Genomic DNA, 14,803 nt, shown 5'->3' on the forward strand with positions numbered 1-14,803 from the left:
AATGCACTAGAAATAATCTGGGGTAAGAAATAACAACTTACCCCATAAACTCTAGCACATAATGAGGGAATGGTGCTTAATTATCCGTTTCTTGCTGTAACGCCCACATTTGCGAATAAGTGCCATTTAATGCCAATAATTCGCTATGATTGCCGCGCTCAATAATCATTCCATTCGCCATCACTAAAATCTGCTCGGCATCAACAATGGTTGATAAACGGTGTGCAATCACCAAAGTGGTATGATTTTCAGCCACTTGCGACAAAGCTTGTTGAATCGCCTGCTCCGAATGGCTGTCTAAAGCTGAAGTGGCCTCGTCGAAAATCAGAATTTTTGGCCGTTTTAAAATCGCTCGTGCAATGGCGACACGCTGCTTTTCACCGCCCGATAATTTCAAACCGCGCTCGCCCACTAAAGTGTCATAACCTTGCGGTAATTGCAAAATAAATTCGTGTATATTAGCCAATTTTGCCGCTTCAATCACGGCTTCTTTATTCGCGGAAGGTAAGGCATAATGAATATTATAAAAAATCGTTTCATTAAATAACACCGTATCTTGCGGCACAATGCCAATGGCAGCGCGCAAACTGGCTTGCGTCACTTCGCTGATATTCTGCCCATTAATATAAATGCCACCGCCTTGCACGTCGTAAAAACGAAGCAATAAACGGGCTAAAGTTGATTTCCCCGCACCACTCGCCCCAACCACTGCAACCTTATGCCCCGCAGGAATGGTAAAGCTAATATGATGCAAAATAGGACGCTCTTTTTGATAAAAGAAAGATACGTTTTTAAATTCAACTGTACCATCACCAACGATTAATGCAGGTGCGTTTATTTTATCTTGAATTTCTGGTTTTTCGTCCAGTAATTTAAATAAATTCCCCATGTCAATAAACGCATATTTCATGGAGCGATAAACCACCCCTAAAAAATTTAATGGGATAAATAATTGCAGCAAAAAAGCATTCACTAATACCAAATCACCAATACTCATTTGTCCGGCCACCACTTCTCGACTGGCGGCAATCATAATGAGCGTTACGCCAATGGCAATAATCGACGCTTGACCAAAGTTTAAAGCCGACATGGTGGTTTGACTTTTTACCGCGGACTCTTCCCATTCGCTCAAGGTGTTATCGTAGCGACGGGCTTCAAATGCTTCATTGCCAAAATATTTGACCGTTTCGTAATTAACCAGACTGTCTATCGCTTGGGTATTGGCTTCGGATTCGGAGGCGTTCATTTGATGGCGATATTTCACCCGCCAATCCATCATCATAAACGTAAAAATCACATAAACCGCAATCGTCACCAGCGTAATAACCGTAAAACTAAAATGATAATTCCATAATAAAATCCCCGTGATTAATAATAATTCAGCAATCGTAGGAATAATATTAAACACCAGATAATTCAGAATAGAACTAATACTGCGTGTGCCGCGCTCTAAATCGCGGGAAATTGCACCCGTGCGCCGTTCTAAATGAAACCGCAAAGACAATTGATGTAAGTGCGTTAATAATTCATTCGATAATCGCCGCATCGCCCGATAACGCACCCGCGCAAATAAAGCATCCCGTAGCTCGTTAAAAAAACTACTGGACAAGCGCAATGCACCATAAATCAACAGCAAGAATAACGGTAAGGTTAATAATTCCGCGGGTTGATTTAAGTCATCAATTAAATATTTCAGTAAAATTGGCACGCCCACATTAGCAATTTTCGCTAAGACTAAGGCCATTAATGCCGCTAATACACGCCCACGATAATCCCAAATATACGGCCAAATCGCACTGAAATAAACGCCAGAGCTTGGTTGAGAAGAAGGTGAAAATGCCTCAACAGGCATAGGGGAAAAAGCAAATTTTGACATAGATTTTTGCGCATTTTTGAATGAAACAATGGTAACATAATCCGTGATATGATGAAGATGAAGACCGCCAACGCAACTTATTCTACTGCTTTGGAATGGGATAAAACAGTTTGAAAACGAGAAAAATTTAAAAAAACAAAAAGTTATCAGATGAACGTGTCAAAATTTCTGTTCATTCTACTGCTTATATTTGCGGCAATAGTGGCTTATCAACGGTGGCAGCCGCCTGTCCCTGAAATAGCAAAATCTTCCCCACCGCTATTGTTGCCTACGATACCCGCGCCTTTCGCGCCTAAAACTGACACGAGCGATGAATTATTGCAATTGGAATGGCAAATTGTTGAAGAAACCAATCTGGCACGACTTTATCCCCAAGAATATGCCAGTAAATTGGCACATTTACGCGGTTATGTGAATGGGAATCGTATCAAAATTCCTCATATTGAGGAGATCAGTTTAAATACCCTCTCACAGCAATTTAATGACGTTTTATTACAAGGATTACCCGAACAATTACGCTTTTATTATCAAAATGGCATTGACCAATTATATCAACATGCCGCACAAAATCCACATGTTCATTTAACCATTAATTTGCCCGGTATTGAGATTAAAGAAGGATTAGCGGCTGTTGATGAAGCCATTGAATTCTTACAACGACAATCCCCATTACCTCCCTTAATTTATTCGATTGGATTAACCCGTGCCGCACAAGATCATGTCGCGGATCAAGGCGCACAAGGATTTGTTGGACACATGGGTAACGATGGCAGTCAAATTTCGGATCGCATTAACCGTTATGGCACGTGGCGTAAATCTTCTGGAGAAAATATTGCTTATGGTTATTTTACCGCTGAAAGCAATTTAATTGGGCTAATTATTGATGACGGTGTGCCAGATCGCGGCCATCGTATTAATATTTTTAATCCTCATTTTAATTATATTGGCGTGGCGTGTGGTTATCACAGTTATTATCGAATGATGTGTGTCATGGATTATGCGGGAGAATATTACGAATGAATGATCAGAATTCTAATTTTAATCAGGCGCATATTTTAATTTTAGGTATTGGAAATTTATTGTGGGCGGATGAAGGTTTTGGCGTGCGTTTGGTGAATTTATTACATCAACGTTATGTTTTTCCTTGGCACGTTACTTTAATGGATGGTGGCACGCAAGGTATGTATTTATTGCCGCATATTCAAATCGCCAGTCATTTACTTATTTTAGATGCGATTGATTATGGACTTGATCCCGGTACTTTAAAAATAGTAAAAAATGCCGATGTACCCCAATTTATGGGCGTAAAAAAAATGAGTCTGCATCAAACAGGATTTCAAGAAGTATTAGCCGCAGCGGTTTTGACAGGAAAATGTCCACAACATCTGGCATTAATTGGCATTCAACCCGAATTATTAGAAGATTACGGCGGCAGTTTAACCTTTACCGTTAAAGCGCAAATGGATAACGCCATAACGGCGTGTTTGCACTTACTCGCCGAATGGGGAGTGATTCCAGAAAAACGCACCCTTCCCTTAGCCGAATCGGAAGGCTTAACTGACCCCAGTTTAGGCCTTGAAGCCTACGAAACACAACGACCTGACGCAGAATACGCATGTCGCTGGGGAGATGCACGGGTTTTAAACCAAATTTTCCCCAAAACAGACGCATAATCAGGTAAAATTTTAACCTATTTGGGTGTTAAATCGGCTGTTTGCGGATTTTTGAGCGTCGAAGATAGCCACCGTTTCACCCCTAACGCACTGTATTATATTCCTGAACGTGTCAGGCTTATTCTGGAGAGTTTATCACCATGCGACATTGTAATTTTTGGCTTCTTGTCGTGTTACTGCCGTTATTCGCGGGGTGTACGGCGACGGCGGTGAAAGTGCCGACCGAAGCGACAAAAACTTTAGCTGGCCACCGCGATTCGATCATGTCGCTTAGTTTTAGCCCTGATGGAAAAATCCTCGCCTCAGCCAGTATGGATGATACGGTGCGCTTGTGGTCGGTGAGCGAAGGTAAACCGTTACACACGCTGGCGGGGCATCGCAGTTGGGTGAACAGTGTCGTTTTTAGTGCGGATGGACGCTGGTTTGCGTCAGGCAGCGGTGGCGTGGATGAAAATATTTTGTTGTGGGACAGCAGTACGCAAAAAATCGTGCGCACATTGGAAGGCCATGTCAGTTCTGTACAACATTTAGCCTTTAGTCATGACAGCCGTTTGTTGGCTTCGGCCAGTTCGGACAAAACGATTAATGTGTGGGAAGTGGCTACGGGGCGTTTAATCAAGACCTTACGCGGACATCAAGGACGGGTGTGGTCAGTGGCTTTTAGTCCAGATAACAGTTTGCTGGCCAGCGGCAGTTTTGATCGCACGGTGCGGGTGTGGAATGTGGCTACAGGTGATACAGTACATCGTTTAGAAGGACACGAAGGCTCTGTATTAAGTGTGACATTTCATCCCGATGGCAAGTTATTAGCAACGGGCGGCGGCGGACAGCAAAACAATTTAAAATTGTGGGATGTCAGCACAGGACAAGCCGTTGCGGATTTAAACAGCGGCACAAATTCAATCACTTCAGTCAGTTTCAGCAAAGATGGACGCTACTTAGCCGCAGGCAGCGGCGGCCAAGGGGACAATGTCAAAGTCTGGGAAGTGGCCACACGAGAATTAAAAACCGTGTTACCCGGCCACAATGGTCATGTGAATGCCGTCACCTTTAGTCCCAATGGAATGCCTTTGGCATCGGGTGGTGATGATCGTTTAATTATTTTTTGGCAGTAATTTTTAAGATTAATTGTCATAAAAAAACCTGTCAGGTGTAATGACCTGACAGGTTTATTTTTATTTTATTTGCTTGTGAGAAAAAAAGATGACAGAAGAGGAATTAGCACGTTTTAAAGCCTTATTATTAGAGACTCGTGCAGAATTAAGCCAATCCACCGAATCGCAAAAAGAAATGGTAGAAACGGTGGAATTAGACCAAAGCGCAGTAGGACGTTTGTCGCGCTTAGATGCCATTCAAGCCCAACAAATGGCAAAAGATACCGTACGCCGTTATCAACAACAATTGGTGCGGATTGAAGCCGCATTACGTCGAGTAGACGCGGGGGAATATGGGGATTGTTTGGATTGTGGGATGGAAATTGATCAACGGCGTTTGTTGATCGATCCAGCGACTCCGCGTTGTATTAAATGCGCAGAAAAATTTGCGTAATCTTTTCCACTCCAGCAAAGGAAAATGATTGAATTATGGCCGCTTTTGAATACACTGCCCTAGATGCCAAAGGACGTACCCGCAAAGGCGTGTTAGAAGGAGATACGGCGCGTCAAATTCGCCAGCAATTGCGGGAACAGGGTTTATCTCCGTTGACCATTGATGAGGTGATGAAAGCCAGTCAGCAACAACGCCGTTCTCATACGCGTGTGGGTGCGGCGGATTTGGCTTTATTCACTCGTCAATTGGCGACGTTAGTCAAATCAGGGTTGGCATTGGAAGAGGCTTTGCGGGCGATCTCTGAACAAACTGAAAAAGCGCGTTTAAAAAGTTTACTGTTAGCGGTGCGGGCGCGGGTGCTAGAAGGGCATAGTTTAGCCGAAGGTTTGGCCTTGTTTCCTAAAGTTTTTCCTGAATTGTATCGCGCTACGGTGGCGGCGGGGGAGCAGTCGGGACATTTAGATATTGTGTTGGAACGGTTAGCGGATTACACCGAAACGCGCCAACATATTCGCCAAAAAACTTTGTTGGCTTTATTTTATCCCGCGTTGCTGACTACTGTGGCTTTATTGGTGGTGGTGGGTTTATTGGCGTATGTTGTACCACAAGTGGTACAAGTGTTTTTAAACACGCGCCAAGAATTACCGTTATTAACTCGTTTATTAATTAATATCAGTGATTTTTTAAAAGAGTGGGGCGGGATTTTATTATTATTCTTAGCGATGGGCGTGATGGGATTTAGTTATTTATTACGTTATGAATCTTTTTTAAAACGTTTTCATCATCTATTATTACATTTACCCTTAATTGCGCGTTTAGAACGCGGAGCCAATGTAGCACGTTTCACGCGGACATTAAGCATTCTCATGGCCAGCAGTGTGCCGTTGTTGGATGCGTTACGAATTACTGCGGAGGTGGTGAGTAATCGTTTGATTCGTGAGGCTATTTTATTGGCTTCGGATCGGGTGCGAGAAGGCAGTAGTTTGCACGATGCCTTAGCGGCATCGGGTTTATTTCCGCCCATGACGGTGTATTTAATCGCCAGTGGTGAGAGCAGTGGCCGTTTAGATGAGATGTTAGAGCGCGCCGCGACCACGCAAGAACGGGAATTAGAGTCATTAATTGCGATTTTTTTAGGGTTATTTGAGCCGTTATTAATTTTACTCATGGGTGGCGTGGTATTAACCATTGTTTTAGCGATTTTAATGCCCATTTTTGAATTAAATCAATTGGTACAGTAAGCGTTTTCAGAATTTCAGAATTAGTATACTAAAAAGATTTAATTTATAAAGTTCTTATTTATCAGAATCAGAATTTACAGACACAAGAATTTTCAAAATTAATTCTTGCCAGTGGTTTATTTTCAGCAGATTTTTTTATTCTTTAAGTAGTTAAATAAAAATATTAAGGTATTAAAAGCGTTCAGAATTTTCACATTTCTACCGCCCCCCTACCCCCCTCCTGCTAGGAGGGGGGAAAGAGATGAGGTTATCTTGTTGAATTTTAACCATAAAAATAACCTCTTTCTCCCCCTCCTAGCAGGAGGGGGCTGGGGGGCGGTAGAAATATTAATATGCCAGATTATTTTCCTTTAGGTACTTAATTCTGAAAATCCTGAAATTCTGTCAATTCTGATTCAGACAAAAAATAATTATTGTGAGGGATAACATCATGTTTGAACGTCCTAAAGGGGGTTCACGCGCTTTATTGGTGAGTATTGAATTTAGTCGAGGACATGTGGCTTCACCTGACGCAGACGAGTTTGCCGAATTGGCGCGCTCTGCGGGCTTGCACGTGATTGCGGAGTGGCGATTAAAGAGAAATACAGCACCCGACAGTAAATTTTTCCTAGGCGAGGGTAAAGTAGAAGAAATTACGGCTTACGTGGCAGAGCATCAAGTGGAATTGGTGTTGTTTAACCACGAATTACAAGGCTCGCAGGAGCGTAATTTAGAAGAAAAAATTGCCTGTCGGGTGATGGATCGAACGGGATTAATTCTGACTATTTTTGCCGAGCGGGCGCGTTCATCTGAAGGACAATTGCAGGTGGAATTGGCACAATTGGAGTACACATCAACGCGCTTAGTGCGGGCGTGGAAGCATTTGGAACGACAAAAAGGCGGAATTGGTTTACGCGGTGGGCCAGGTGAAACCCAGTTGGAAGTGGATCGGCGTTTAATCACTGATCGCATTAAACAAACCAAGCAACAGTTGGCAAAAATGAAGCAGCAGCATCAATTAAGCCAACGCGCTCGCAAACGTGCCGAGTGGCCGACCGTGTCCTTTGTGGGTTATACGAACGTAGGAAAATCGACTTTATTCAATCGCTTAACGCAAGCAAAAACCTATGCGGCGGATCAATTATTTGCCACATTAGACACAACGGCACGTCGTTTAGAATTGGGCGATCACAGTCCTATTATTCTGACGGATACGGTGGGTTTTATTCAACAATTGCCTCATACTTTAATTGAAGCGTTCCATGCGACCTTAGATCAGGTGGCGAATGCGGATTTATTGTTACACGTCGTGGATGCCAGCGATCCAGAGCGACAAGAGCGGATTGAACAAGTGCAAGCCGTTTTAGCCGATATTCACGCGGATCATGTGCCGCAACTGCTTGTTTATAATAAAATAGATCGTTTAGACATGCCTGCCAAAATTGAGTACGATGCCCACGGCAAAATCCAAAAAATTTGGTTATCCGCCCACACAGGAGACGGTTTGGCGCAATTACACCGCGCCTTAATGCACTATGTGAACACAGATCGTATTCATAATTGGATACGCATTCCCGCCGAACAAGGCCAAATACGCGCCCGTTTCTACGAATGGGGACACGTGATTCAAGAGGAATACTGCGATGATGGTGGGTTCTTGTTAGAAGTTGAAATTCAAAACCGCTATTTTCAAGAATTACAACACAGCGATCCCCGCATACAAGTAGATTTGACGCGGCCGGTGAGTGGGGTGGGATAGGTTTTTTGAATGCGATATTTGAAAATTTTGAAAATTCCGCACATTCGCCATCATGGACAATAAGCACAATGAAAATCGCCTCATGGAATGTTAATTCATTACGGGTTCGTTTGCCGCATGTTTTAACATGGCTCAACACCCATGCGCCTGATGTATTGGCATTGCAAGAAACAAAAGTGGAAAATGATAAATTTCCCCACGCCGAATTAGAAGCCGCAGGTTATCACGTCGCCTATTCAGGACAAAAAACTTATAACGGTGTCGCTTTATTAACCCGCGAACCATTGGCATCGCCGTTATTATATGATTTTCCCGACCAATCAGACCCACAACGCCGCATTATTGGGACGCATTATGGATCAATTTATGTGTTAAATATCTATGTGCCGAATGGAGAAGATTTATTGTCAGAAAAATTTATTTATAAAATGCAATGGCTGACCGCATTAGAAAGTTTAATAAAAACCTTATTAGCCAATTATCAACACGTTTTAATACTAGGTGATTTTAATATTGCGCCCGCGGCTATTGATGTTTACGATACAACAGTGTGGCATGAGCAGCAGATTTTATGTAGCACCGATGAACGTGAGACATTACAGCGTTTGTATGCACTAGGATTGGTCGATTGTTTTCGCCACAAAGCGGGAGATACGGTGCAATTTAGTTGGTGGGATTACCGCGCTGCACGTTTTCGACGCAATCAAGGACTACGCATTGACTTGATTCTTGCCTCATCGGCATTGGCGACAAAATGTGTCGCTTGCGACATTGATAAAATGCCCCGCACTTGGGAAAAACCCTCTGATCATGCGCCAGTTTGGGCTAATTTTGCGATTTAATGGTTTTTTCTGAACTTTTAACGGATAACAGGATAAACGAATGACTTTATTTCCTGATATAGATGAATTACTGGCGTTGCGCCATCAAGCCCGTGGGATTGGTTTGGTTTCTGCGACAAAAACGAGTACACCGCTAAGTGGTTTGTATGCTTCAGTGTTTCGTGGTCAAGGGATGGATTTTGATGAAGTGCGCGAATATCGGGCAGGAGATGAAGTACGTCATATTGATTGGCGTGTCACAGCGCGAATGCGTAAACCGTATTTAAAAGTGTTTCGTGAAGAGCGCGAGCGCGATGTGGTGCTGTGTGTTGATTGTAGTCGAAAAATGGCACTTGCCACACAAGGCACGTTTAAATCCATTCAAGCCGCCCGCGTGGCGGCGTTGCTGGGGTGGAGTGCGCAGGCGCATGGGGATCGGGTTGGTGGCGTATTATTTGGGCGAGAAGCCTTGTCTTTCTTCGCGCCCAGTCGTGCGTTACGGACATTTAGCCAATTTTTACGTGCGCTGGCTCAAGCTCCCAGCGAGTTGAATAATGCACCTGTCACTGATTTGGCGCATGTTTTACCCGTGCTGAGTCGCAGTACAGATACAGGGTCATTACTGTTTATCCTCACCGATTTTAACTGGATTTCTGTCACGACTTTACAACGCCATTTAAGCCTATTGCATCAACAACACGAAGTGGTACTGATTGCATTGGATGACGTTGTGGATTACGAATTGCCTGCGGTGGGTTGGGTGAATTTTATAGAAGAAGAAGGGAGAAGCGTGCGTGTCAACCTAGACGATGAGACAGCCCGTATGCGCTACCGCCAAGCGTGGCATGTGCGTCGGGACGCACTCATTCAAACGTGTCGCCGCTTGGCGATTGACTTTTTTAGTGTACACACGGATCAAGACCCCTATGAAGCGGTGATTACGGGATTACGCCAACGCGCTGCACGAAGCCGCGCCCATCGCTAGGGGTCTGTTTTCCATAGAAAAAAGACATTTCCTCGCCTTAAATCCGTCTAAAAATTTTAAGCGGATAATCAGGAAATTGGGCTTTTAATTTTGCCAATTGTTTCTCAGCGGCCGCGACAGAAGGATAAGCGCGGCCATGTCCGCGTTCGCGCCACCCCCCTAAACCCTCATCTGACCACTCACTGGGCGATTTCTTGTTAAACATCAGACAAACCACATAACCCGATTGGATTTGTCCTTTTTCTTCGGGTGGCAATTCAATATCTGGAATGGCTTGAGAAACAAAATCTTTATCGCCTTGGTTTAATCCCGCATTTTCCAGTTCATTTTCCAGTTCCAATACCACATCATCACCATAAGCAGGGGCGTGAGCGGGGCTGCTCCCATCATTGGCGATTTCCTCTAGGCGTTTTTGCAAGCGCAAAATCTCTTCTAAATCACGCAATTCATTTAAATCATGATCTTGTCTTGCTTGTTCTTCTTCTAAACGTTTTAAGCGTTGTTCTAACGTTTCTTGTCGCATCACTTTTATGCTCCACATTCCAGCAATAAGCGGTTTTATTGATCATCCATTCATGTTTCGTTCATTTTCATGAAAATTGAATGCACAGATCGCTTATCAAATAATAGGCCAAAAACAACAGTCTAGTTTGAACCACTTTATCTCTCCGTACAAACATCTTTTATTTTTATAAAACGAACAAGTGGGCTGTTTAAAATCAGTCACATTTTGAAAAATCGACAAGTGTTGAGGGGACTAAGGCTATTTGCTCAAATACGGCTCAATCAACAGACAAATGCCCTCCTCATCAAAGGCGCGTGCCAATTCTCTCGCTCGCTCAATAAACAGAGTCAAACGGGCATCTTTTTCTTCTAAATGTGCCAAATAATCCAAAATACCACCGATGTCGCCCATCATGGTCAATTCGTACAAAAATGAGGCTTGTTCGGCAGAGGGACCTATCATGGTTTGTTGATCACGGGGAGTGGCTTGAGTTGTTGTAATATACTCCCAGGTCAAATGCAGATGACGTTGTAAACAGTCAATTAATAGCGAATATTGTAATGGTTTGCTTAAAAAATCATGACAACCTGCATTAAGACTGGCTTGGCGATGGTGTTCAAATGCACTGGCAGAAACGGCAATAATTGGCGTATCTTTAGCAATTATTCCCGTGCGTAATTGCCGTGCAATAGAAAAGCCATCTTGTTCTGGAATCATTAAATCTAAAAAAATTAAAGCAGGCTTTTGTTTAGCGATTAAAGACAAGGCGGTTTTTCCTGAATCAGCCGCGCTCACAATAAAGCCCAATGGTGACAACATATCCACTAATAATTGTCGATCTTTGGGATGATCATCAATGACTAATAAGTGACAAATAGGCTCGGCGAAACCGATAAGCCGCGAAGTAGTGACTTCACTGTGCTGATCCCAATCAGGGCGTTCTGCCGCGGTCAGTGGCAAAGACATGGTGAATATTGTTCCTTTGCCCAATTCGCTTTCAACGCTTAATTGTCCTCTCATTGCCAACACTAATTGATGGGTAATGGACAAACCTAATCCCGTGCCTTCTTCTCGATAATGTCGTTCCCCGACTTGCTGGAAAGGTTTAAAAATATGTTTTAAATCATTTTTTGCAATGCCTACTCCCGTGTCTTCGATAATAAAATAGAAATAACCGTTTTCCTCTTTGACAATTAATTTCACCCAACCTTCTGAAGTAAATTTAACCGCATTGCCTAATAAATTAATTAAAATTTGCCGTAATCTTTTCTCATCGGCTTCGATCAAATCGGGCAAAGGCGAGGCAGGTTCATAAATAAAACTAATGCCTTTTTGTTGTGCGCGAATTTTGAATAAATCAGTAATTCCTTGCATGAAATTAGTAAACAAAATGGGTTCAGGTTGTATGTCTAAACGCCCTGCTTCCACTTTTGACAAATCTAAAATATCATTAATTAATGTTAATAAATAATCGCCACTGCGTTGAATAATGCCTAATCCTTCGCGTTGTTCTGGGGTTAATTGCGGTTGATTAGATAGAATTTGCGCATAACCTAAAACACCATTTAATGGCGTGCGCAATTCATGGCTCATATTGGCGAGAAAAGTGCTTTTTGCCTGATTCGCCAATTCAGCACTTTCTTTGGCCAAACGCAATTCCTGTTCATGACGGCTAATAATTCGTGTGGTGAAATAGGCAATGGTAATCGAAGTTAATAAGCTGATAAAAAAGACTAAACCTAAAATAGATTGGCTGGTGTCTTGTGTTTGCTTGACACTTTCCTTAACTTGAGTTAAATCAGCTTGCAAGCTGTTAATAATATCATCAATTTGATTAATTTGGCTGTTAATTTGGCTGGCAATTTCTTGGGTTTTGCTGGATAGAATAGCAATATTATTTTCCGTTTCAATCATTTTATTTTTTAAGGAAAAAATATTATTTTGCTCAGAAAAGGCCTTAACTTCTCGCGTAATCACCCCGATATTTTCCGCTAACACAGGATTGCGTTGCGCCAAATCGCTGAGGGCAAAACTGTCTGCGGCACTGATAAAGCGCGTGAGGGCTTCTTGAAAATATTGATATAAATTATTAACCGCTTCTTGATTACTGACATAAGTCACGCTATTTAATAAACCAATCGCTAAATGTCCTTCGGCTTTAATATCCAATGCGTAATTTAAATCAGTCATCACCTGTTCCACTAAAGTATCTAAAGAACTGGATAAGGTTTCACTGGTTTCTCGATAATGCTCTTTTAATTCTTTTTTCTCAGTTTCAATCAAACTGTCAATATAAAATCTAATCTCTTGTAAAGTGTCTCTTTGGGTTTCCAATTTTTTAGGATCAAATTCTTGCATTTGTTCCAGCCATTTGACTGCATTTTGTAAAGTTTCCGTTAAAGATTGATCCATTTCAGTTTGCGCACTGATGACTTTCAAACGTTCCTCAATGGCAGTAAAAATCATATAGCAGTTAATTTCATCAGGCTTAATAAAACGATAATGCAAACATTGGGTTAATTGCTGCAATTCGGTCATGACAATGAGCCGCGCCATATAAAACTCCACCAATTGACGCACCGCCACTTGATGGCGGCGACTGGTGCGTTTGGCAAATAAACGATTTAATGAATGCACGCCATAAATAATAGGATTCGTATTGTCCACTAAAATATTTTGCAATCTTAATAATTCAATACTAAAATTATGCACTTCTTGTTGCAAATCTAAATAATGCCCTGTTTCTATCTGCAAATTCGTTAAAACCATGGACATTTCTTCAGTACTTTGTTTCACAGGCAATAACGCATGTTCACTGGTATGTTCACTGAGAATAGTGATATTGCTTTGAATATCATTAAGCAAATGGGTTAATTGCAAATAAATCGTTTCTAATTGTTTTTTATTTTCTGCACGGGCGAGAATTGGCGCGCTGGCGGCCAAGCGACCACTCTGCTCAGACAAACGCAAGGCACTGATTACCGTTGGGACGGTACGATCTGTGGCATCGTCTATCATGTGTTCAAATTCCGCAAAAACGTATAAAGCCAATCCCGTAATAAATAAAATTTGAACAACAATCCCAAAAAATGCCAAATAAAGTTTGACCGTAAAATGATTCGCAAAATTAAAAAATATCATGTTGTTCATTCAACCGTGAATTCAGAAAATAAAACAGGTGTTATTTTCACTCTGTCCTCTATTTTAGTATCGTCTTGGCATGACGTTGATTACGCCAATAAGGCCAGTATAGAAAAAATGCAATAATAATCACCAATAATCCATGTACCCACCACAAACCTAATTCAGGAGACACATCACCACGCTCTACCCATTTTTTAGCGATATTTAATAAATTATTATAAATTAAATAGATTAATATCCCAAAAAATATTTTAGCATATTGTCCTTGTCGCGGCGTGGTGCGCGACAACGGTACGGCTAATGTGGCCAATAAAATAACCGATAATGGTAAAGACAATCGCCATTGCAATTCTGCTTGATATTCCACATCAGTCACTCCCCATAAGGCTGTGGTGGGTAAGGTTTCATGGTTAAAACCATCGGCCTCGTCCCACAGTCGCGGAATTAAAATACGATGTTCGGCAAAAGCAATTTTTGTGTAATCTAATTGCTCTGGAGTCACTTGGTAACGGTAGCCATTTTGTAGAAAAAAATACAATTCTCCGTCTTCCAATACCTGTTCTCCACGCTGCGCGGTAATGATCGCCCATTGTTCTGGATGGTTGGCTTGGGCGAAAATGTGTTGAAACTGGCGATTTTCCAAGTTTTCTACATAAAAAATGCCTTGTCCGCCTAAAAATTCTTTGAATCGCCCTGCAGCAATACCACTGATCTCCGCGTCAGCACTGGCTCGGCTGGCTAAACGCTTGCCTTCGTGTTCTGCCCAAGGGGCCAGAAATAAAGACAGCAACGCCACGCAAAACGCAAATAAAGTGCCTAATCCCACAATCGCCCCCAACGGCACGCCCACACCACAGGCCGCCAATGCCGTCATCTCGTTATCTTTGTATAAACGCCCTAATGCCAATAAAATGGCTAAAAAAAACGCCAAAGGTAAAATTAACATTAAATCACTGAGTAGTTTTAATCCTAACAATTGTAAGATAAAATCAGCCGCTATACTGCCCGAAGCCGCTTGCACAAGGTATAACATAAAGCGGTGACTGATATAAATCAACAACAACAGTGCGGTTAATGCCAACAGGGTGTAAATAATCTCACGAAAAAAGTAGCGAATAATGATCAAAAAAAATACTCCCTAGTCCATGTCGGTTGCAAAAAATTATCGCCATCGGTTTAAAAATTAAACTTTAAAATCATAGAATTGCATGGTTAGCTTGATTTTTTTACACGAACCAAAATCATCAAACTCAGTTTCAACGCTTACCATGA

At 42.2% G+C, this 14,803-nt stretch carries 12 protein-coding genes; 8 read left to right on the forward strand and 4 right to left on the reverse strand.

The window, feature by feature from the left end; genetic code table 11:
- Nucleotides 1-76: 76 nt before the first annotated feature.
- Nucleotides 77-1,876, reverse strand: coding sequence for an ABCB family ABC transporter ATP-binding protein/permease (locus TPSD3_RS08510; RefSeq protein WP_342587069.1), 1,800 nt, complete (start codon nucleotides 1,874-1,876; stop codon nucleotides 77-79).
- 150 nt (nucleotides 1,877-2,026) lie between these two features.
- On the opposite strand from TPSD3_RS08510, the gene TPSD3_RS08515 reads away from it, so the two are divergent.
- From TPSD3_RS08515 to TPSD3_RS08550, 8 genes are all read left to right on the forward strand, one after another.
- The gene (locus TPSD3_RS08515) at nucleotides 2,027-2,896 is read left to right on the forward strand and encodes a CAP domain-containing protein (RefSeq protein ID WP_086488123.1); all 870 of its coding nucleotides are present in this window, start codon (nucleotides 2,027-2,029) and stop codon (nucleotides 2,894-2,896) included.
- Nucleotides 2,893-3,549, forward strand: coding sequence for a HyaD/HybD family hydrogenase maturation endopeptidase (gene hybD / locus TPSD3_RS08520; RefSeq protein WP_086488124.1), 657 nt, complete (start codon nucleotides 2,893-2,895; stop codon nucleotides 3,547-3,549). The genes TPSD3_RS08515 and hybD overlap by 4 nt, the downstream gene beginning before the upstream one ends.
- A 140-nt stretch (nucleotides 3,550-3,689) precedes the next feature.
- The gene (locus TPSD3_RS08525) at nucleotides 3,690-4,664 is read left to right on the forward strand and encodes a WD40 repeat domain-containing protein (protein ID WP_086488125.1); all 975 of its coding nucleotides are present in this window, start codon (nucleotides 3,690-3,692) and stop codon (nucleotides 4,662-4,664) included.
- An 88-nt stretch (nucleotides 4,665-4,752) separates the two neighbouring features.
- The gene (locus TPSD3_RS08530) at nucleotides 4,753-5,097 is read left to right on the forward strand and encodes a TraR/DksA family transcriptional regulator (protein ID WP_086488126.1); all 345 of its coding nucleotides are present in this window, start codon (nucleotides 4,753-4,755) and stop codon (nucleotides 5,095-5,097) included.
- A 35-nt stretch (nucleotides 5,098-5,132) separates the two neighbouring features.
- Complete coding sequence (gspF, locus tag TPSD3_RS08535; RefSeq protein ID WP_086488127.1) at nucleotides 5,133-6,338, forward strand: type II secretion system inner membrane protein GspF; 1,206 nt, start codon at nucleotides 5,133-5,135, stop codon at nucleotides 6,336-6,338.
- 430 nt (nucleotides 6,339-6,768) lie between these two features.
- Nucleotides 6,769-8,076 (forward strand): ribosome rescue GTPase HflX, encoded by a 1,308-nt coding sequence (hflX, locus tag TPSD3_RS08540; RefSeq protein WP_086488128.1) that lies wholly within the window; start codon nucleotides 6,769-6,771, stop codon nucleotides 8,074-8,076.
- Between the two features lie 5 nt (nucleotides 8,077-8,081).
- Nucleotides 8,082-8,918 (forward strand): exodeoxyribonuclease III, encoded by an 837-nt coding sequence (xth, locus tag TPSD3_RS08545; RefSeq protein WP_245391551.1) that lies wholly within the window; start codon nucleotides 8,082-8,084, stop codon nucleotides 8,916-8,918.
- Nucleotides 8,919-8,958: 40 nt separating this feature from the next.
- On the forward strand, nucleotides 8,959-9,882 hold the full coding sequence (locus TPSD3_RS08550) for a DUF58 domain-containing protein (RefSeq protein ID WP_086488130.1): 924 nt from the start codon (nucleotides 8,959-8,961) through the stop codon (nucleotides 9,880-9,882).
- Nucleotides 9,883-9,919: 37 nt separating this feature from the next.
- Here TPSD3_RS08550 and TPSD3_RS08555 read toward each other — a convergent pair whose 3' ends face one another.
- The 3 genes from TPSD3_RS08555 to lptF all read right to left on the reverse strand — a co-directional run bounded on the left by TPSD3_RS08555 (nucleotide 9,920) and on the right by lptF (nucleotide 14,657).
- Complete coding sequence (locus TPSD3_RS08555; protein ID WP_086488131.1) at nucleotides 9,920-10,405, reverse strand: hypothetical protein; 486 nt, start codon at nucleotides 10,403-10,405, stop codon at nucleotides 9,920-9,922.
- A gap of 240 nt (nucleotides 10,406-10,645) precedes the next feature.
- Nucleotides 10,646-13,537 carry an ATP-binding protein gene (locus TPSD3_RS08560; RefSeq protein WP_086488132.1) on the reverse strand — a complete coding sequence of 964 codons (2,892 nt, stop codon included), beginning with the start codon at nucleotides 13,535-13,537 and terminating at the stop codon, nucleotides 10,646-10,648.
- A gap of 49 nt (nucleotides 13,538-13,586) precedes the next feature.
- Nucleotides 13,587-14,657 carry an LPS export ABC transporter permease LptF gene (gene lptF / locus TPSD3_RS08565; protein WP_086488133.1) on the reverse strand — a complete coding sequence of 357 codons (1,071 nt, stop codon included), beginning with the start codon at nucleotides 14,655-14,657 and terminating at the stop codon, nucleotides 13,587-13,589.
- Nucleotides 14,658-14,803: the final 146 nt, after the last annotated feature.

It is taken from the genome of Thioflexithrix psekupsensis (assembly GCF_002149925.1).
Taxonomy (GTDB): Bacteria; Pseudomonadota; Gammaproteobacteria; order Beggiatoales; family Beggiatoaceae; genus Thioflexithrix; species Thioflexithrix psekupsensis.